Origin of the sequence: Peribacillus phoenicis (genome assembly GCF_047238085.1) — a bacterium.
In the GTDB taxonomy this organism is placed as follows: domain Bacteria; phylum Bacillota; class Bacilli; order Bacillales; family DSM-1321; genus Peribacillus.
Map to the genome: position 1 here is coordinate 4,821,387 of NZ_JBDFMF010000001.1, position 19,876 is coordinate 4,841,262.

General features: G+C 43.7%; 13 protein-coding genes. 3 read left to right on the plus strand and 10 right to left on the minus strand.

Annotated elements, in window-relative coordinates:
- Window positions 1–8 precede the first annotated feature (8 nt).
- From hprK to ABC374_RS23990, 6 genes are all read right to left on the minus strand, one after another.
- A complete protein-coding gene (gene hprK, locus ABC374_RS23965; RefSeq protein WP_137016681.1) occupies window positions 9–944 on the minus strand; it encodes an HPr(Ser) kinase/phosphatase in 936 nt (311 codons plus the stop codon).
- Window positions 945–1,482: 538 nt separating this feature from the next.
- Window positions 1,483–2,583, minus strand: a complete 1,101-nt coding sequence (locus ABC374_RS23970) for a DUF4097 family beta strand repeat-containing protein (RefSeq protein ID WP_413019957.1) — start codon at window positions 2,581–2,583, stop codon at window positions 1,483–1,485.
- 530 nt (window positions 2,584–3,113) lie between these two features.
- A complete protein-coding gene (gene uvrA, locus ABC374_RS23975; protein WP_413019959.1) occupies window positions 3,114–5,993 on the minus strand; it encodes an excinuclease ABC subunit UvrA in 2,880 nt (959 codons plus the stop codon).
- A gap of 6 nt (window positions 5,994–5,999) precedes the next feature.
- Window positions 6,000–7,985: an excinuclease ABC subunit UvrB gene (gene uvrB, locus ABC374_RS23980; RefSeq protein WP_413019960.1), complete on the minus strand. Its 1,986-nt coding sequence runs from the start codon at window positions 7,983–7,985 to the stop codon at window positions 6,000–6,002.
- A 218-nt stretch (window positions 7,986–8,203) separates the two neighbouring features.
- On the minus strand, window positions 8,204–8,434 hold the full coding sequence (locus ABC374_RS23985) for a CsbA family protein (RefSeq protein ID WP_101223739.1): 231 nt from the start codon (window positions 8,432–8,434) through the stop codon (window positions 8,204–8,206).
- Window positions 8,435–8,624: 190 nt separating this feature from the next.
- Window positions 8,625–10,208, minus strand: coding sequence for a catalase (locus ABC374_RS23990; RefSeq protein ID WP_413020432.1), 1,584 nt, complete (start codon window positions 10,206–10,208; stop codon window positions 8,625–8,627).
- A 285-nt stretch (window positions 10,209–10,493) separates the two neighbouring features.
- Here ABC374_RS23990 and ABC374_RS23995 point away from each other — a divergent pair, with 285 nt between their 5' ends.
- Both ABC374_RS23995 and ABC374_RS24000 read left to right on the plus strand, forming a co-directional pair.
- Window positions 10,494–12,716, plus strand: a complete 2,223-nt coding sequence (locus ABC374_RS23995) for an MMPL family transporter (RefSeq protein ID WP_413019961.1) — start codon at window positions 10,494–10,496, stop codon at window positions 12,714–12,716.
- Between the two features lie 434 nt (window positions 12,717–13,150).
- Window positions 13,151–13,684, plus strand: a complete 534-nt coding sequence (locus ABC374_RS24000) for a YceI family protein (protein ID WP_350300552.1) — start codon at window positions 13,151–13,153, stop codon at window positions 13,682–13,684.
- A gap of 55 nt (window positions 13,685–13,739) precedes the next feature.
- Here the strand turns inward: ABC374_RS24000 and ABC374_RS24005 are convergent, their stop codons facing one another.
- Both ABC374_RS24005 and ABC374_RS24010 read right to left on the minus strand, forming a co-directional pair.
- Window positions 13,740–14,795, minus strand: a complete 1,056-nt coding sequence (locus ABC374_RS24005) for a FecCD family ABC transporter permease (protein WP_413019962.1) — start codon at window positions 14,793–14,795, stop codon at window positions 13,740–13,742.
- Window positions 14,792–15,796 (minus strand): FecCD family ABC transporter permease, encoded by a 1,005-nt coding sequence (locus ABC374_RS24010; RefSeq protein ID WP_101223744.1) that lies wholly within the window; start codon window positions 15,794–15,796, stop codon window positions 14,792–14,794. Before ABC374_RS24010 ends, ABC374_RS24005 begins: the two co-directional genes overlap by 4 nt.
- 180 nt (window positions 15,797–15,976) lie before the next feature.
- Between ABC374_RS24010 and ABC374_RS24015 the strand changes: the two genes are divergently transcribed.
- The gene (locus ABC374_RS24015; RefSeq protein WP_413019963.1) at window positions 15,977–16,966 is read left to right on the plus strand and encodes an ABC transporter substrate-binding protein; all 990 of its coding nucleotides are present in this window, start codon (window positions 15,977–15,979) and stop codon (window positions 16,964–16,966) included.
- A 75-nt stretch (window positions 16,967–17,041) separates the two neighbouring features.
- On the opposite strand, the gene ABC374_RS24020 is transcribed toward ABC374_RS24015, so the two are convergent.
- Window positions 17,042–18,235 carry a PDZ domain-containing protein gene (locus tag ABC374_RS24020; protein WP_413019964.1) on the minus strand — a complete coding sequence of 398 codons (1,194 nt, stop codon included), beginning with the start codon at window positions 18,233–18,235 and terminating at the stop codon, window positions 17,042–17,044.
- A gap of 214 nt (window positions 18,236–18,449) precedes the next feature.
- Entirely contained in the window at window positions 18,450–19,874 is a 1,425-nt protein-coding gene (locus tag ABC374_RS24025) for a S41 family peptidase (RefSeq protein WP_350300557.1), read from the minus strand.
- Window positions 19,875–19,876 lie beyond the last annotated feature (2 nt).

Below are 19,876 nucleotides of genomic sequence, written 5' to 3' on the forward strand. Positions count from 1 at the left end.
ATAACCTTTTAAAATTCATCATGTTCCGGATCTGCAATTGCATGGTTCAAGCGATCAGAAAACTGTTCCGCTGCATTTACTCCCATACGCTTCAGGCGGTAATTCATGGCTGCCACTTCAATGATGACAGCTAAATTTCGCCCTGGACGGACAGGCACGGTAATTTTCGTTACTTCCGTATCGATGATCTTCATTTTTTCTTCATCAAGGCCAACCCGGTCATACTGCTTGTTTTTTTCCCATAGTTCCAGATTGATGACGATTGAGATCTTTTTATTGCTGCGGACTGCGCCAGCTCCAAAAAGTGTCATTACATTAATGATTCCCAATCCTCTTATTTCTAGAAGATGTTCGATTAAATCCGGGGCATTCCCGACCAGCGTATCTTGGTCTTCCTGCCTGATTTCGACGCAGTCATCTGCTACGAGACGATGACCCCGTTTCACTAATTCCAGGGCTGTCTCACTTTTACCGACGCCGCTTTTCCCGGTGATCAACACACCTAACCCATAGATATCCACCAATACACCATGAACGGCAGTGGTTGGTGCCAACCTGCTTTCCAGGAAATTGGTCAGACGGCTGTATAACCTTGTTGTCTTCATATTAGATCTCATCACAGGAACGGATTCCCGCTCAGAAGCTTCGATCAATTCTATCGGTACTTCCTGACCACGCGTAATGATGATGCCTGGAGTAAAGTCCCTGCATAACTCTTCCATCCTCTGTACTCGATCCGGTTCATTCAGCCGATTAAAAAAGGACATCTCCGTCATACCTAAAAGCTGTACTCGATCTGCGGGATAATAATCAAAAAAACCGGCTATTTCAAGTCCGGGACGAGATAAATCACTCGTGACGATCGGTCTGTTAATTCCTTCTTCCCCACTGATAAGTTCTAGACCGAACGCTTCTACTATATCCTTTGTACGGACTTTTGCCATATATCTTTCCTCCTTTAGGAGCGATGCTATTTTTTGAGATACTTTTTCTATTTTAGCATTTTTCTGTTAATAACCAAACAAAGCATTATCGATTTATTGTTTTTTTATTCACTCCACCCGGATTGGCCACGTGAACAGGAAAGGATGAGAGGAACATTACATCAATAAAAGAAAGCCCCCCATTTATATTGGCAGGCTCACTTTGCAGACAAAAGGGATTGGAAACGTATCTTTCATCAAATGATGTTCCCGAACCAACTCCAAAGCAACTCCTGAGGTATGGTTTCGATACAAATTGGATGTTGATTTCCGCTCAAGAAACTCGCTTTCCGCGGGCGGTCGTGGAGCCTCCTCGGCTTGCGCCTGCGGGGTCTCCCCTAGACGCGCTTTTCTAAGCAGGAGTCTCGTACCTTCCTCTTCAATCATCCTTGTTATTAAATTTAGAGAACAAGCCATAAAAAAATGCAGGCAAACTCGTTTTCCATCGAGTTTGCCTACAGTTTGAGCCGCCAGTGGTATCAACGGGTTTTCCCTTTCTTCAGGAAACCGTTATCGCTGCAGTCTTGGTTTCTGCAAAAACATGAAGCACAGGAACCACTTCTTTAACCGTCTTAAACTTAAGGACCTTCTGAACCACATCACTTTTCTCTTCGATGATTGTCATCCCTTCCAAAGTTACATTAAAGCTTCCTAAATTTGATTTCAATTCTCCTTCGATCGCCTTACCTGGCGGCAGGGTCAGCTGGACTTTTCCTGTGACTGACTTAGCATGGATCGAATCGCAATCCATCCCTGAATTCGTACAGATGATTTCCCCATTGAACGTTTGGACATCCAATTTCTTGAAGTATCCATCGGCATTAATCGCTCCATTCAGGGTCTCGGCTTCCAAGTCATTAAAGTTGGTATCTGAAATGGTGATCATCCCATTACCTGTTTCAAGCTCACAGAAATCACCCGTACCCTGCATGATATGAATGGCACCATTCGCCGTTTTCGCTTTAAGCTTCTCTGATTTCAGTGATTCAGTCGTGATTGCGCCATTGAACATCCTTACATGAATGTCCTCATATTCCTTCCTTGGAATGTACATGATCGTATCAACCTTTATGGATTTTTCACGAACCTTGAACTTCAATTTTCCATTTTCAATCGTGAAATCGACTTCTTCCAAAAAGTTTTTCCTGGCTTCTTCTATTTCTTCCACACGGTATACCTTAGCTTGGCATTCAACCCGGACATCATTATGGTCCCATGCGGCGATTTTTATTTTCCCATTTGCTATATCTACATCAACCTCATCCAGGAAATCATGATCATGCTGAAAAATATGACTGACCTCCACAGATTTCCCGAAATTGAAATCAAGATCCGTTTCTTTGATTTTCTTAAAAGCACTTTCAACGAAATCAATAATCTTTTCTTTCGATGACTGGATATTCTTTTTAAACGTATCCTGAGTGCTTCCTTCGCTTTTCTTATCCACGACTACCGTCGATAATTCGTTTTGCAATTTCTGCTCCTTAGCTTCACTTTCCTGACTGGCTTTTTCTAATTCTTCCAAAAGGCCCATGGCTTCTTCCGCTGATAACTTTCCATCCTGAATCATTTCTAAAATCTTCTTTCTTTCCTCCTGCATGAACATTCCTCGCTTTCTTCTATTATTTTATTCATACATACGCCTAGATATCTAAAAAGTTTCATAAATACCGTTTTTCCCATCATTCGACAAAGGAAAATGACAATTTCCGAAAAGGAAGATGTATGATTTCCCCGGAAATATCTCCTTTTCCTATTCTTTAATCAAATGATTGATTAAATGCACACCGTCATTTTTCTACAAAAAAACAAGCCAGATGGCTTGTTCCAGACTATAGACAAATTCGAAGAAAACGAGTTTGCCTGCAGTTTTTTTATAAAAACCCGTTCCATTGATTTCAGAAATCCGCTCCCTTTACGCCGACTGTCTGCCAAGCCTCCTCACCGCAAGCGGCTGTGGGGTCTTGGCTAGCCAGCTATTCGGCAGGAGTGTCGCAAATTTCTTCAATCCATTAAGGATTACCGTAAAAAACCACTAAGGATAATCAAGTTTTGTTTTAAAATCATGGTTAGGATCAGACCATTCCGGATTTGGGTTCCAAACTGAAACAAGCCTGATGGCTTGTTCTTTTAAGCATGTTCATGCTCCGTTTCTTTTTCTTCAATCCAATTTTCCATGCGGATTTGATCACGGGTAAGTACAGGTTTTAAGTATTTCCCCGTGTACGATTCGGAAACTTCACATATTTTTTCAGGTGTTCCATAAGTGACGATCGTACCGCCCTTATCTCCGCCTTCCGGTCCCAGGTCAATAATATGGTCCGCCGTCTTGATGACATCCAGATTATGCTCGATCACCAAAACGGTATCCCCATTGTCAACCAGCCGCTGCAGAACCTGGAGCAGCCTTGCTATATCGTGGACATGTAGACCGGTAGTTGGTTCATCCAAGATATAGAAGGAGCGCCCAGTGGATCGGCGATGCAATTCAGAAGCAAGTTTCACCCTTTGCGCTTCACCGCCTGATAAAGTGGTGGCAGGCTGTCCGAGCTTGATATAACCCAAACCAACGTCATAAATCGTTTGTAGCTTCCGTTTGATTTTTGGGATATTTTCAAAGAAACTAACGCCTTCCTCGACTGTCATATCGAGAATGTCGGATATGTTTTTCCCTTTATATTTCACTTCTAGAGTTTCCCGGTTATAACGTTTACCATGACAGATTTCACATGGGACATAGACATCTGGGAGAAAATGCATTTCAATCTTGATAATGCCATCACCGCGGCATGCCTCACAGCGTCCGCCCTTCACATTGAAACTGAACCTTCCTTTTTTATAACCGCGGATCTTAGCTTCATTAGTCGAGGCAAACACGTCACGAACATCATCGAATACACCCGTATAGGTAGCTGGATTGGATCGTGGGGTCCTGCCGATTGGTGATTGGTCAATATCAATGACTTTATCTAAATGCTCAATTCCCTTGATTTCACGGAAATCGCCTGGTCTGGCTTTTGCCCGGTTCAGCTTTTGAGCCAATGACTTATGGAGGATCTCATTCACCAATGTACTTTTCCCTGATCCCGAGACTCCCGTTACGGCTGTAAAGACCCCAAGCGGGAATTTCACATTAACGTTTTTTAAATTATTTTCCTTGGCACCTTTTATCTCAATGACACGGCCATCATTTTTCCGGCGTTCCAAAGGCAATGGAATGAATTTCTTCCCTGCTAAATATTGCCCCGTTAAGGATTTAGGATTATTCATGACCTCTTCCGGAGTTCCAGCGGCCACTATTTCCCCTCCATGCGCTCCTGCTCCAGGACCAACATCGATCAAATAATCCGCAGCAATCATCGTATCTTCATCATGCTCGACAACAATGAGTGTGTTGCCGATTTCGCGCATATTCTTCAATGTTTCGATCAATCGATCGTTATCCCTCTGATGCAGTCCTATTGAAGGTTCATCCAAAATATATAGGACTCCCGTCAATCGGGAACCGATCTGTGTCGCCAATCTTATACGCTGCGCTTCACCGCCTGATAATGTTCCCGCTGCCCTGCTCAACGTCAAATATTCCAAACCTACATTAGCCAGGAAACCAAGCCGCTCACGAATTTCACGTAAAATCAATCTCGCAATTGCAGCTTCTTTTTCAGTCAAATCAAGCTTATCGAAAAATACTAACGCATCCTCCACTGATAAAGCTGTCGTTTCACTTATATGGACACCTTGAATGAGCACGGAAAGACTCTCTTTTTTCAATCGATGACCCTTACAGGTTGGACAGTGATGTTCTGACATGTATTTCTGCATTTGCTCACGAATAAAGTCAGAACTCGTCTCCTTGAAGCGCCTTTCGATGTTTCTTAAAACTCCTTCAAAAGGAATATATCCTTCTTGCACTCTTCCAAAATCATTTTTATACCGGAAATATATCTTATCTTTACCTGAACCAAGCAAGACCTTATCCATCTTCTCTTCCGGTAAATCTTTAACGGGCACATCCATATCTATCCCATAATGGTTTGCCACCGCTTCAAGGAGCTGAGGATAATATTGAGAACTCGTCGGCTCCCATGGCGCAATTGCATGTTGACGGAGGCTTAATTCGTTATTCGGGATGACCAGATCACGGTCCACCTCAAGCCTTGCCCCCAAGCCATCACAATCCGGGCAGGCCCCAAACGGACTATTGAAGGAAAACATTCTAGGCTCTAACTCTTCAATCGAAAATCCGCAGTATGGACAAGCATGATGTTCACTGAACAGCAGCTCTTCCTCACCCATGACGTCAATGATGACTTTGCCTTCGCCAAGCTGCAAAGCACTTTCCAATGAATCTGCAAGCCTGGCCATGATACCCTCTTTAATGACGATCCGGTCTATGATGACTTCAATCGAATGTTTTTTATTTTTTTCGAGAGTGATCTCATCGCTGAGATCATGCATTTCCCCGTTCACACGAATGCGGACATATCCTTGTTTCTTAACTTCCTCCAAAACCTTCGCATGTGTCCCTTTTCTGCCTGAGACTAGCGGTGCCAATACTTGAAGCTTGGTTCGCTCAGGGTAATCAAGAATGCGGTCCACCATTTGTTCGATCGTTTGTGAGGTGATTTCAATATTATGGATCGGACAGGTCGGCCTGCCGACCCGTGCAAATAACAGCCTTAAATAATCATAGATCTCCGTAACAGTCCCTACGGTTGAACGAGGATTCCGACTGGTCGTTTTCTGGTCTATGGAAATGGCTGGTGACAAACCTTCGATCGCATCGACATCCGGTTTATCCACTTGGCCTAAGAATTGACGAGCATAAGCGGACAGTGATTCTACATAACGTCTTTGCCCTTCTGCATAAATCGTATCAAAAGCCAAGGAAGACTTCCCAGATCCGGATAATCCGGTCAGCACAACAAGTTTGTCTCTCGGTATCGTGATATCAATATTCTTTAAATTGTTGGCCCTGGCGCCTTTTATCACAATTTTATCCATTGCCATGTTTCGTCACCCTTCCGCTTTTAACTCTAGTAATAAATCACGCAGCTCGGCAGCTCGCTCGAAGTCCAGTGCCTTTGCCGCTTCCTTCATTTCTTTTTCCATGCTTGCCATCACTTTTAAACGCTCTTTTTTAGGGAGCTTCGCAAGGCTTGGTGCAAGATCTTCCTTATACTCTTCGCCTTCTTCGGCTACATGAGTCGCCCTTATGGAGTCACGGATATCCTTTTGAATGGTTTGAGGCATTATTCCATGCTTTTTATTATACTTCTCCTGGATTTCACGGCGCCGCCTCGTTTCATTGATGGCAAGTTCCATCGAATTCGTGATGCGGTCTGCATACATGATGACATGGCCGTTGGCATTACGGGCTGCACGGCCCATCGTTTGAATAAGCGAACGTTCCGAGCGAAGGAACCCTTCCTTATCGGCATCCAGAATGGTCACTAACGACACTTCCGGAATATCCAGGCCTTCCCTTAAAAGGTTGATTCCAACGAGTACATCATATTTGCCCATTCGGAGTTCCCGGATGATTTCTATCCTTTCCAAGGTCTTCACTTCCGAATGAAGATATTGGACCTTGATGCCGATTTCCTTTAAATAATCAGTTAAATCTTCAGACATCTTTTTCGTCAAGGTCGTTATGAGCACACGCTCATTCTTTTTAACGCGCTCCTGTATTTCACCGATCAGGTCATCTATCTGCCCTTCAATCGGCCGCACTTCTACCGTCGGATCCAGCAATCCGGTAGGACGGATGATCTGCTGAACCATTTCTGGCGTATGTTCGAGTTCATATGGTCCCGGAGTTGCCGAAACGAATATGGATTGATGGACCTTTTTTTCAAATTCTTCAAACCTTAGCGGCCGGTTATCTTTTGCAGACGGCAGACGGAAGCCATGATCGACGAGCACTTGCTTACGCGCCTGATCTCCATTGAACATTCCGCGGATCTGCGAAAGGGTTACGTGTGATTCATCCACAACCAATAGGAAGTCCTCTGGAAAGTAATCTATTAAAGTGTATGGTGTTGCACCTGAGGGACGAAGGGTTAAATGGCGGGAATAGTTCTCGATCCCTGAACAAAAGCCCATTTCCCGCATCATTTCCAGATCATAACGGGTCCGCTGCTCCAAGCGCTGCGCTTCAAGGAGTTTTTCATCTTCCCTTAATTCCTTCAATCGCTCTTCCAGTTCCGTTTCGATATTTTGAATGGCTATCCGCATTTTCTCTTCGCGGGTTACGAAGTGGGAAGCCGGGAAAATGGCGATATGATCTCGTTCACCGGTAATTTCGCCAGTCAGGGCATCGACTTCACGAATACGGTCAATCTCATCCCCGAAAAACTCTACCCGTACGCAATGTTCATCACGTGAGGCCGGGAAAATTTCGACCACGTCGCCGCGAACGCGGAAGGTCCCCCGTTGGAAAGCAATATCATTACGTTCATATTGAATATCCACGAGTCTGTGCAGCAAGGCATTCCGGTCTATTTCCATTCCTGTTCGGAGGGAAACGACCATCTCCCGGTACTCTTCAGGAGAACCGAGTCCATATATGCACGAAACACTGGCAATGATGATGACATCTTTCCTTTCGAACAAGGACGAGGTTGCCGAGTGACGCAGTTTATCGATTTCATCATTGATGCTTGCATCTTTTTCGATGAATGTATCCGTGGATGGAACATAAGCCTCTGGCTGGTAGTAATCATAATAGCTAACGAAGTACTCAACGGCATTATTAGGGAAGAACTCTTTGAACTCACTATAAAGCTGCCCTGCCAACGTTTTATTGTGGGCAATGACAAGAGTCGGTTTATTGATTCTTTGAATCACATTGGAAACGGTGAATGTTTTCCCTGTCCCCGTTGCCCCCAATAACGTCTGCATTTCCTTGCCTTCCTTAATCCCTTCGACCAGCATTTCAATCGCTGCCGGCTGATCTCCTTGAGGAGAGTATTTTGAGACTAACTCAAACTTATCCTTCACCAAGCATAGCCTCCTATTGAAATATTTTTATATGAAAACGGGACATGCCTATATCCCTTCTATTTATTCCGGTTTGATAAAGCATATATACACATTCTACCACAATAGCCTTAAAACAAACCAGCAATAAGCGAACATCCATTCTATTTTTGTTTTATGGACTTCATGATGTGTTGAGGGGAATGACAAGTTTGGGTACAAAAAAAGCACCTTTTGTGTCAGGCGCTCTTGGATGTACGTTTCATCATTCTTTTTGATAACCAAAATCCCACTGTCAGGGATAAGGCATCGACGATGATCAATAAGTTTGTATGCGTATAACCTTTATATGCGGAAGCTGTAATCAAGGCAACAGTTAAAACAAGGCCCACGACATTGTTATAGGTGACTCTTGAAAATAGCATGACAAGTAGACAAGGAAGGAAAAGGGCAGAAAGAAATTTAATCATTTTTTCATCTCCTTTATAAGAGAAAAATAGAGTAGTTTCAGTTTAAATGATTATCAAGTTTTTTGCCAATCAATTTCCCACTTGATTTTCAAGTCATCATCAGAAGAACATTCCACACATCCATCAATTATGCCCATTAAAAAAAGAGGCAAACCCCTTTAAAGGGAAGTTTGCCTCTTTTTTAGTCCAATCAATATGGATCCGCTTCATGTCCTTTACTAACAGCGTCCTCAGGGTTATCCGACCCACCAAGTGGTTTTGAAGATTCCGTATGTTCAGAAGCCGAGGCCAGTCCCTCTTTCAATCTGCGGCCATACTCTTCATCGGCCTCTTCGGCAAGTGCTATCATTTTTTCCTGAATGCGCTTGTCGGAAGGAGCCAATGCCGCCACTAAATTGGAAATTAAATCGTCCTTTTCCCAATCCTCGAATTCACGGAATGTTTCCCCGGCCTGTTTCGTATTGTTTTGGCGATCGATTGTCTCACGAACAAGTTTCCCTTCCACCATAGGTGTATACTCCTTGCCCGTCTGCTTGGCTTCTTCCAAGCCGCCGACAGTTGATGGTTCGTAGTTGATGTGGGGGCTTTGGCTGCCTCTGCCAACTTCATATTGCATCTGTCCGCCAGTCTGATTCGTGGCTGTTCGTTTCTTCGGAGCATTGATCGGCAATTGCAGATAATTCGCACCAACACGGTGACGTTGTGTATCGGAATAAGAGAATGTACGTCCCTGTAACATCTTGTCATCAGAAAAGTCCAGCCCATCCACTAGTACACCTGTGCCGAATGCAACCTGTTCGACTTCAGTGAAATAGTCTTCAGGGTTTTTATTCAATACCATCGTACCGACATGCAGCCAAGGGAACTCATCTTTCGGCCAGATCTTCGTATCATCCAGCGGATCAAAATCCAACTCAGGATGATCATCATCACTCATGATTTGTACGTTGAGATCCCATTCAGGATAGTCTCCGCGTTCGATCGCTTCATATAGATCCTGTGTGGCATGATTGAAATTCGTAGCTTGAATTTCATTGGCCTCTTGCTGTGTCAGGTTCTTGATCCCTTGTTTCGGTTCCCAATGATACTTGACAAGCACTGCTTTCCCTTCCTCATTCACCCATTTATACGTATTGACCCCTGACCCCTGCATCATGCGGTAGTTAGCTGGTATGCCCCATGGGGAAAACACAAAGGTAACCATATGGAATGTTTCAGGCGAACTCGCACAAAAATCAAAAATCCTCCTGCCGTCCTGAATATTCGTGACCGGATCCGGTTTGAAGGCATGAATCAAATCCGGGAATTTCATGGCATCACGGATGAAGAAAATTTTCAAGTTATTGCCTACAAGATCCCAGTTGCCATCTTCCGTATAAAATTTAACGGCAAATCCCCTGGGATCACGTAACGTTTCCGGGGACGTCCCCCCATGAATAACAGATGAGAATCTCACGAATACCGGGGTTTTTTTACCTTCTTCCTGAAAAACCTTCGCTCTCGTATATTTTGAAATAGGCTCGTCCCCCGCTTTACCGGTCGGAACAAAATAACCATGTGCACCTGCACCACGGGCATGCACGACCCGTTCAGGAATGCGCTCCCTATCGAAGTGGCTGATTTTTTCCAGGAAATCATAGTTCTCAAGTGTACTAGGTCCTCTGTTCCCTACAGTTCTAATACTCTGGTTATTCGTTACCGGGTGCCCTTGCCTGTTCGTTAATATTTCTTTCGATTCATCATTTGTTTTTTTAGATTTATCAGACAAAAAAATCCCTCCTCTGTTAATAAAATCCACAATACTACTATACTTTCCCCTATTCCCTATATTTCACTCCTCAATCTTCGAATTTAATTGTAATTAGTTAAAAAGTACTTTTCCCTATGTATCGATGAGCATATTTCTTGCCAATAACAACTGGTCTGAATCATATAATGATAAGAAAGCTTTGAAGCATTTAGTAGAAAAATGGAGTGAGCATACCCATTTTTGTATATGTAAACAGCACACCATTATAATGAACTAAGGATAAAAAATTCAAAAAGCGGGGTGCCTTCATTGGACGAATCAATATTAGGAAGACTTGGCAGGATGATGACGGGAAAAATCAGTCGTTGGGTTGTCATTGCTGTATGGATAATTGCAGCAATCGGATTAACCATCACATTGCCTGCCGTTAATGATCGAACAGCAAATAATGCCGCTGACTTGCCTGAAGACTCACCTTCCGTCGTGGCTGATGAACTTATTAAAGAAGAGTTTCCAAATTCCTCTGGAATACCTGCCCTGCTTACATGGCATCGGGAGGGTGGACTGACAGAGGCCGACTTGGCCGAAATCCAGTACCTTTCCAAGGAACTGTCAGATAACCCATTGACGCAGCAATCTTTTTTACCGCCGCTTCATGAAATTCCGTTGCCTGCTCTTCAAGGATCGGTTTCAGAAGATGGAACGACTTTCGTACAGCCGCTTTTCTTTAAAGAAAAGACCGAGACTGAAATTCTTGAAAAAAATCTTGAAAGCATTAATGAAACAGTATCGGAACGCATTGGATCGGACCCATTCAAGGTCCCGACAGATTCAGATGAATTATCACTTCGAGTGACAGGCCCTGTAGGGATATCCGTCGATGCAACGGGATTATTTTCGGGTGCTGATTTTAAATTGCTATTAGCGACCGTAATACTTGTACTTGTCGTATTATTACTCATTTACCGTTCCCCGCTTTTAGCAATCATTCCTTTAATCGGAGTAGGCTTCGCCTATATTGTCACAAGCCCGATCCTTGGATTCATGGCAGATCATGGTTGGATTACAGTCGATTCACAGGCCATTTCGATCATGACCGTATTATTATTCGGTGCCGGAACGGATTATTGTCTATTTTTAATTTCTCACTACAGAAGTGAATTAAGAAATCATGAAAGCAAACGGAAAGCCATGATCTCTGCATTCAAAGATTCATCAGGCGCCATTGCGATGAGCGGCCTTACGATCGTCATCTCGCTGCTAACATTGCTTGTAGCGAAATACGGGGCCTACCACCGTTTCGCTGTACCATTCAGCTTGTCGATTTTAATCATGATGCTGGCAGCTTTAACACTTGTACCGGCATTGCTTTCTGTATTCGGAAGGGCTTCCTTCTACCCCATCGTTCCGCGTACACCAGAAATGGAAGAAACACGGGCCAAGAAAAAGGGAAAAGCCGTCAAAAAGCATAAAGAAGGCCGCATCGGTAACTGGATTGGTCATATCGTCACAACCAAGCCATGGACCGTCATTCTTACATGCTTGATCATCTTCAGTGTATTAGCTGGATATTCTTCACAAATAAAATATTCATATGATATTCTCTCTTCCTTTCCTGAAGATATGAACTCACGTGAAGGCTATTCTGTCATTTCCGACTCGTACTCACCGGGCGAACTGGCACCAGCCACAGTGGTTGTCGACACGGATGGTGAAGATATCGATTTAGCCCAGGCATTAGAAGGGATGAATATTGTTGAAAGTGTGGCCGATCCGGTCACAAGTAAATCCAATGAAGATCTGCAATCCTATGAGGTCAAATTCAACATCAACCCATATGATATCGAGGCAATTGATTCCATTCCGGAAATCCGCACAATTGCGGAGAAAGAATTGAAGGCCGCCAATATATCTTCCGTCGAAGATAAGGTTTGGATTGGCGGGCAAACTGCGACGCAATTCGATAAAAGGGATACCGTAAAAGCCGATGAATTCATGATCATCCCGATCATCATCGTCCTGATTTCCTTGCTTCTTTTAGCCTACTTGCGATCTGTGACAGCAATGGTGTATTTAATGGGGACAGTCATTCTCTCATTCTTTGCAGCTATGGGCTTAGGTTGGATAATCCTGCACTATTTCATGGGTGTCGATGCCATAGAGGGGACGATTCCACTTTATTCTTTCGTATTCCTTGTTGCACTTGGAGAAGACTATAACATTTTCATGGTTTCAAGTATTTGGCGTAAGAAAGAAACGATGCCAATCAAGCAGGCCATCAGAAAAGGCGTTGCCGAAACTAGCGGTGTCATCACTTCCGCCGGAATAATCCTGGCAGCCACTTTTTCCGTTCTAGCCACACTTCCGATTCAAGTATTGGTTCAATTCGGGCTCATTACTGCTCTTGGTGTGTTAATGGACACATTCATTGTGCGACCGTTCCTTGTTCCTGCGATCACCTCCCTGCTTGGCCGCCGTGCCTTTTGGCCAAGTAAAGTGACCGATCAAGAAGAGAAAGAACATGCCAATTAATAAAGGTAGTAAGCTTTACTTTTCTTCATAATTAAAAACCCTGTGCCCCATAAATGCACAGGGTTTGAGTTTGTAGACAAAATGGGTTTTACCTAAAATTTCAAAACAAATTGATTGGAACTGGAACGGAAGGTGCGAGACTCCTGCCGGAAAAGCGGGTCGAGGGGAGACCCCGCAGGCGCAAGGCGCCGAGGAGGCTCCCGGACCGCCCGCGGAAAGCGATGCCTGGAGTTGAAATCGACGTTCGAGGTTTAATAAACCTTCATAAAAACTGAGACCCTGCACCCCATAAATGCACAGGGTTTTTCATGTTTTCAAAATTAAGGAAAACTTTCAGTTGACACTATTGCTTCCACCTCTTATAATTACATTAAGTTAAGATATCTCAAATTAAAGATATATAAATTCAAGATTAATAATTAGGAGGAATAAGCATGACAAATACAAAATGGTCAGTCGACCCGACTCACAGTGCTATTGAATTTTCCGTAAAACATATGATGATCGCTAAAGTAAAAGGAAGTTTTAATAAGTTCGAAGCAAACATTCTAGCAAACCCATTGGATCTAACAACTGCAGAAATCGATTTTACCGTTGATGTGGCCAGTATTGACACACGCAATGCAGACCGGGATAATCACTTGCGTTCCGCTGACTTCTTTGATGTAGAAAAAAATCCTACATTAACATTCAAATCAACAAAAATTGTGAAAACGGATGAAGATGAATACGATGTAACTGGAAATGTGACTCTTAATGGAATCACACAAGAAGAAACTTTCAGCATCACCTTCGAAGGCCAAGGAAAAGATCCATGGGGAAATGAAAAAGCAGGCTTTAGCGGAAAAGGTAAAGTCAAACGCAGTGATTATGGTTTAACCTATAACGCGGCTTTAGAAACAGGCGGCGTACTGATCGGCGATCAAATCACGCTTACCATCGAAATCGAAGTTTCTAAAGAAGCTTAATTAATAAAGAAGCAGCCATCTTTAGGATGACTGCTTCTTTCTACATTTACCGGAGTTACGAATTCCTCGTTTTATAAAGTAAATAAATGAAGTATGGTGCCCCGATGCTCGCTGTGAAGACACCAGCCGGTATTTCCAAAGGTGAGAATAGGGTCCGTCCAATCAAATCCGCCACCATGACCAGGATGCCGCCAAGCAAAGCTGAAGCGGGCAGTAAAACTCCAAAACTAGAACCAACAAGCCTTCTGGCCATGTGGGGGGCCATTAATCCCACAAAGCCTATTCCTCCAGCAAAAGCTGTGGAACCGCCAATCAAGGCCGTACTGATCATCAATAATGTAAACCGTTGTTTTTGGATATGTCCCCCAAGACCCGTTGCAAGGTCATCGCCTAGCTCCTGTAAATTAATATTTCTGGCATACAGGAAGGCGATTAACAGGAATAGAATCGTCCATGGTGCCAGAACAGCGATATTATTCCAGGTGGAGTTAGACACTGACCCCGTGATCCAAAGGTTTGCCTGGCTCGCTTGATAGACTGGGCCAAGGATCATCATCATCGTAGTGAGTGCCTTCATTAAAGCCATTACCCCAATCCCGATCAATACAAGCCTTATCGGGGGGACTCCATTTTTCCAGGCTAAGGAATAAACAAGTAAGGCCACGACTGTCGCCCCAATGAACGCAGCTAACGGCAGCCAGTTGATGCTCACCGTCAATGAATGATTCTTATCGCTAAAAATGGCCAAGAATCCAACGACCGCCACTGTCGCTCCTCCCGTTATTCCCAAGATATCAGGCGAAGCAAGTGGATTCCGAATCATCCCTTGAAGGATTCCGCCAGCTACAGCAAGGCCCATCCCCACCAACAGGGCAACAATTATTCTAGGCAGGCGGAAAGATTGGATGATAAGCCGATCGCTCTCCGCTCCCCCTCCGAAAAGGACCTGGAGGACACTTAGCGGATTTATATTCATTTCACCCACTCCAGTACTGATCACAAACACTAGTGAAGTGACTACAAATAATATGAAAATCACGATCATGGCTTTTTTATCCATCAAGAATGATATTTTTTCATTAAACAAACGAAAGCTCTTATATGACTTCATCGACCGCTGAACCCCTTTCTAGCTATATAAATAAAGAATGGGGTCCCTATTATGGCTGTCATGACTCCGACCGGAACTTCTCGAGGCATCAGGATATACCTCGATATGACATCGGCTGCAATCAAAAGCACCGCCCCGAAAAGTCCAGAGAAGGGAATCAGCCAGCGATGATCGATGCCTACTATGGAACGGGTAAGATGCGGAACGACGATTCCTATAAAGCCAATCGGACCCGCAACTGCCACTGATCCGCCAGCGAGCAGGATGATTGCCAGCCCCAGAACCAGCTTAAGGAAAACTATATTCAATCCAAGACCTTTTGCAACATCCTCACCCATGGACAGCACATTCATTTTACCGGACATAATCAATGCAAGGCCCCAGCCTACGACAAGATAAGGCAGGACGGCAACTAAATTGTCCAGACTTCTACCGGAGACGGATCCGGCAAGCCAGAATAGGACTTGCTCTAAAAGAGCCTCATTGGAAACAAGAAGACCTTGTGTAAGTGAAGCTACCATGGCCGTCATGGCTGCACCAGCCAATGTCAGCTTCATAGGTGTCAAGCCGCCTCGTCCCATGCTTCCAATCATATATATGCTTATCGCGGCTATGGCCGCCCCTATGAATGACAGCCATGTGAATACTTGAAGATTGCTTATTCCAAAAACGGTGACCCCAGTGACAACCGCCAATCCCGCCCCGGCGTTGACCCCGAATATATCTGGAGATGCGAGGGGGTTTTTAGTTAGCGTTTGCATTAACACCCCCGAAATGGCCAAACTTGCACCGATTGCCGAAGCGATCAGGGCCCGCGGAAGTCTGACTGATTGAATGACAATGTGTTCATTCGTCCCATTGAAATCGGTAAAAGCATCGATGGCCATTTTCCATGTTGTATCTGTATAACCGTATACAATGCTTGAGCACAGTAAAAACAGCAGCAAAAGAATGGTAATGAACAGCCCCATCCATTTCTGCCATGAATTTTTTAATAACATATCCAGTTACCTTTCCAATCACGTTTGTATAGTAATATTTTACTGGTCTAAACAGGATTATGTCAACGAATTTGAGAATCATTTTCAATTATATATTGACAGAAAAGTATATTCATTTTATGATGATGCTGTTAAGTGCGAATGATTATCATTTGCCGGAAAATTGGGAGGGATACATAGATGTTTAGATTTAAGTCATTATTAACGATTTTTACAATATTTGCAGTCTTTCTTCTAGCAGCTTGCGGGAATTCGGATGAGAAAGCCGATGGAAATAAAGCTGAAGACAAGAAAGAGGAAAAAAGCTACACAATTGAGCATGCCATGGGTACTGCCGAGTTGAAAGAAACACCTAAAAGAGTGGTCGTTCTAACAAATGAAGGCACTGAAGCATTGCTTGCTTTAGGAATTAAACCTGTTGGTGCCGTTCAATCATGGCTTGGCGACCCTTGGTACGACCATATTAAAGATGATATGGATGGGGTCGAAGTTGTTGGTGTTGAACATGAAGTTAATTTAGAGAAAATCGCATCACTGAAGCCTGACTTGATTATCGGAAGCAAGATACGCCAAGAAGCTGTTTATGATAAATTAAATGCAATCGCCCCTACCGTTTTTTCGGAAACGCTAAGAGGAGATTGGAAAGAAAACTTTAAACTATATGCAAAAGCCTTGAACCTTGAAGAAAAAGGGAACGATGTAATTGCAGAATTCGATAAACAAACAGAAGATCTTAAAGCTAAATTGGGTGATAAAGTAAATCAAGAAGTTTCAATTGTTCGTTTCATGGCTGGAACTACTCGTATTTATTACACAGATTCATTCTCTGGAGTGATTTTCGATCAATTAGGATTTAAACGTGCAGAACAACAGAAGGAACTGTTCACGGCAGATAATAAATTAGGCAACCTTGCCATTGAAGTTGGGAAAGAAGTCATCCCTAAAATGGATGGAGATATTCTATTCTACTTCACTTACGCTCCTGAAGGGGACAAACAAGCCCTAAGCACAGCAAAAGAATGGACGAATGATCCACTTTGGAAAAACCTTGATGCAGTCAAAAACGGAAATGCCCATGAGGTTAGCGACGCCACATGGAATACATCTGGCGGAGTTATTGCAGCTAATAAAATGCTTGAAGATATAGAAAAGATCATGCTTGAAAAGTAATAACACGTTTCTATTGAAAACGGCCTTTCTCGATATAATTCGAGAAAGGCCGTTTTATTTTATATTCATATGTCATTAACCCACTTGTCCGCTTTCCTTCAATTGATCGTCTACGAATAAGAGGCCCAATTCGTAATGCTCCCCGTCAAATAGAGCTCTTTGCACAAAACGAATCTGTTCATTATTATCAATGACCTCAAGTTTGCAATGTGCCCGGTTTATTTGGAGCGCCCTGTATAACTCTTCTTCTTCCCTGACGACGACACCATTTATTTTCGAAATGACCTCGCCTTTTTGCAACCCCATTTTATCTGCCGGAGATTGAGGGATAACGCCTAAGATCTGGACACCCAGCTTACTTTTCGAAAAATAAAAAGGAAGCTTTTGATCCATTGCCTTTTGGGAATAATGCAGAAATTCACGACCGAGGATTGCTAAAACAGCCGTCATGATTGCCAATGGAGGGTACCAGTAACCCACTGCCGCCAAAAGCGTAATCACAATTCCCAATGCCCCTACCTTTTTGCCTTGCGCCCTAATGGCCAGTTCAGGGAGCGTCCCATGCACTTTTTGCTTAAAGCCGATTAAAATGGGCAGTACGATCGGCGACAGGGACATGTCCCCGATTGAAAAAACCGGATACCATTCGAAAGGCACTGGAAGTTGTCCTCCAGGAACCATAACGAACATGGGAATTAGCCAAACTCGCTGTGAAACATACACACCTATCGGCTGTCCCCTCTTGGATACCTCCAACTGGGGAGAGACCTTTTTACTTCCGTTGCCGACAATCAAAAACCCTTCAGCAATCAGTAATAACCCTATTAAAATGACAAGTGTCGGATATACGGACCGGTCCACCTGATTAAGGGCATCCTGAAATAATGTAAGCTTGATATCTCTATCATATAAAAAGAAAAGGATAAAGAAGGTGAGTCCCACCGTATAAACGGGGGAAACAAACCTCCTTTTCATGGATAGCATGGACAAAACCGTTATCACTGCCATGATGAACAGCGCCGCCATAGGAATGGCGAGTCCAGTAGCCAGTGTAAGGAAGGAAAGGGTCAATCCCCATATCAATCCTTGAGGTAACATGGAACGCAGCTCCATGGAAAAACTGTAGATCTTCGTATTAAAATCATGGCGTTCCCGTTTAACGCGAAGATAGCCGATGAATAAACAATAGGCAATCGAAACATAAAGCAAAGGATGAAGGAAGAGTTTTCCTAATCCCATTAAGCATGCTATCAGCCAATCCGTTGTCAATTTCTTTCCACCATCCTCAAAAGTAATCAAAATTTTGTCAAATTTCGTTCTGGTCAGTTACCTCCTATTCTATCAAAAATGTAGCCTCCATGCCTATTAAGATGCAGAAAAAGTAGCTTTATCTTAAGTTTCCCCTATACTGCCGTTCATGTTCGCAGGCGGGGCTCGAACAAATGCAAAAGAGGCACCGCTCCAAGGGAACGGTGCCATCAAGTTATTTAACTAAATAATTCAAAGCCGTGCGTAACTGAATATCATTATCTTCATCCTGGATCTTTTCCAGAATGGCGGATTCCAGATGTGCTGCGGTTTTAGCATCAAGCTTACCAGTCACTTCCAGGCCAAATTGTTTTTGGAATGCTTTTACTGCGATTTCTGTACTCCAATCATAATATCCATCCTCACGGCCCGGTTCAAATCCAAGTCCTTTCAGAATGCTTTGGGCATACTGGATTTGTTCATCATTCATATCCCTTTGCAACACCTTCTCAATGGCCAGCTGATGGGCATCAAAATACTCCGGTTGTTTCACTTTGATTGTTGGTTCGATCCCCTTTTTATGGATCCAGTTTCCTGAAGGCGTCAGCCACTTATATAACGTAAGTTTAATCTTGCTGCCATCACCCATTGGTACAGCTTGCTGTACTGTGCCTTTCCCGAAGGTCTTCTCGCCTACCAATGGATAGCCTCCCGCCTCTTGCATCGCTCCTGCCAGGATTTCCGAGGCTGAGGCGCTGCCTTTATCCGTCAAGACGGCAATGGGATAACTTTTCGCTTTCTTAAGGCTTGTAAAAAACGATTGTGTTTCACCCGTTCTTTCTGCAATTTGCAAATAAGGCTTGTCTTTTGTGATAAACTCGCCAAGAATCGTTTCCACACTAGAAAGAAGGCCACCTGGGTTACCTCGTACATCTATGACCAAGCCCTTGATTCCCTTCTTTTCCAGCTCTTTCATCTGCTTTTTAAAATCAGACGCAGTCTTTTCCGAGAATGTGGTCAACTCGATATAACCTATTTGTTCTCCGGCAACTTCTTTAATTGATGAAAATACGGTATCCAATGGAATTTCGGCACGCACCATATTGAATTCAAGTGGATTGTCCACCCCTGCTCGCTTTATTTCCATTTTGACGGGAGATCCTTTTTTGCCGCGGATTTTCAGGCGTGTTTCATACAGATCCAAACCTTCTACACTTTCACCATTCACCTTAAGGATTTGATCTTTCGGCTTTAATCCAGCTTTTTCTGCAGGCGAGTCTTTGTAAGGAGAAACAATTATGACCTTACCATCTTCCATTCCGATTTCAGTCCCGATCCCTTCAAAAGAGGAGTCCAGGGTTTCATTGAATTGCTTGGCGGTCTCCTTGTCCATATATACGGAATAAGGATCTTTCAGCGCTGACAGCATGCCTTGGATGGCACCCTCCACCAGGTTGGAGCCGTCCACCTGTTCTACATACTGACTTACGATCAAACCGTAAGCTTGTTCCACTTTTGCCCATTCCTTATCCTTCGTTATTTCCTGACTTTCATCCTTTGCTTCATTCTTGGCCGGAAGGCTTGTCCAATATATGCCCCCCACTGCTCCAATGGCTAGTGACATGATGATTGCTAGAGGAAGTACCCATTTTTTGACCATAT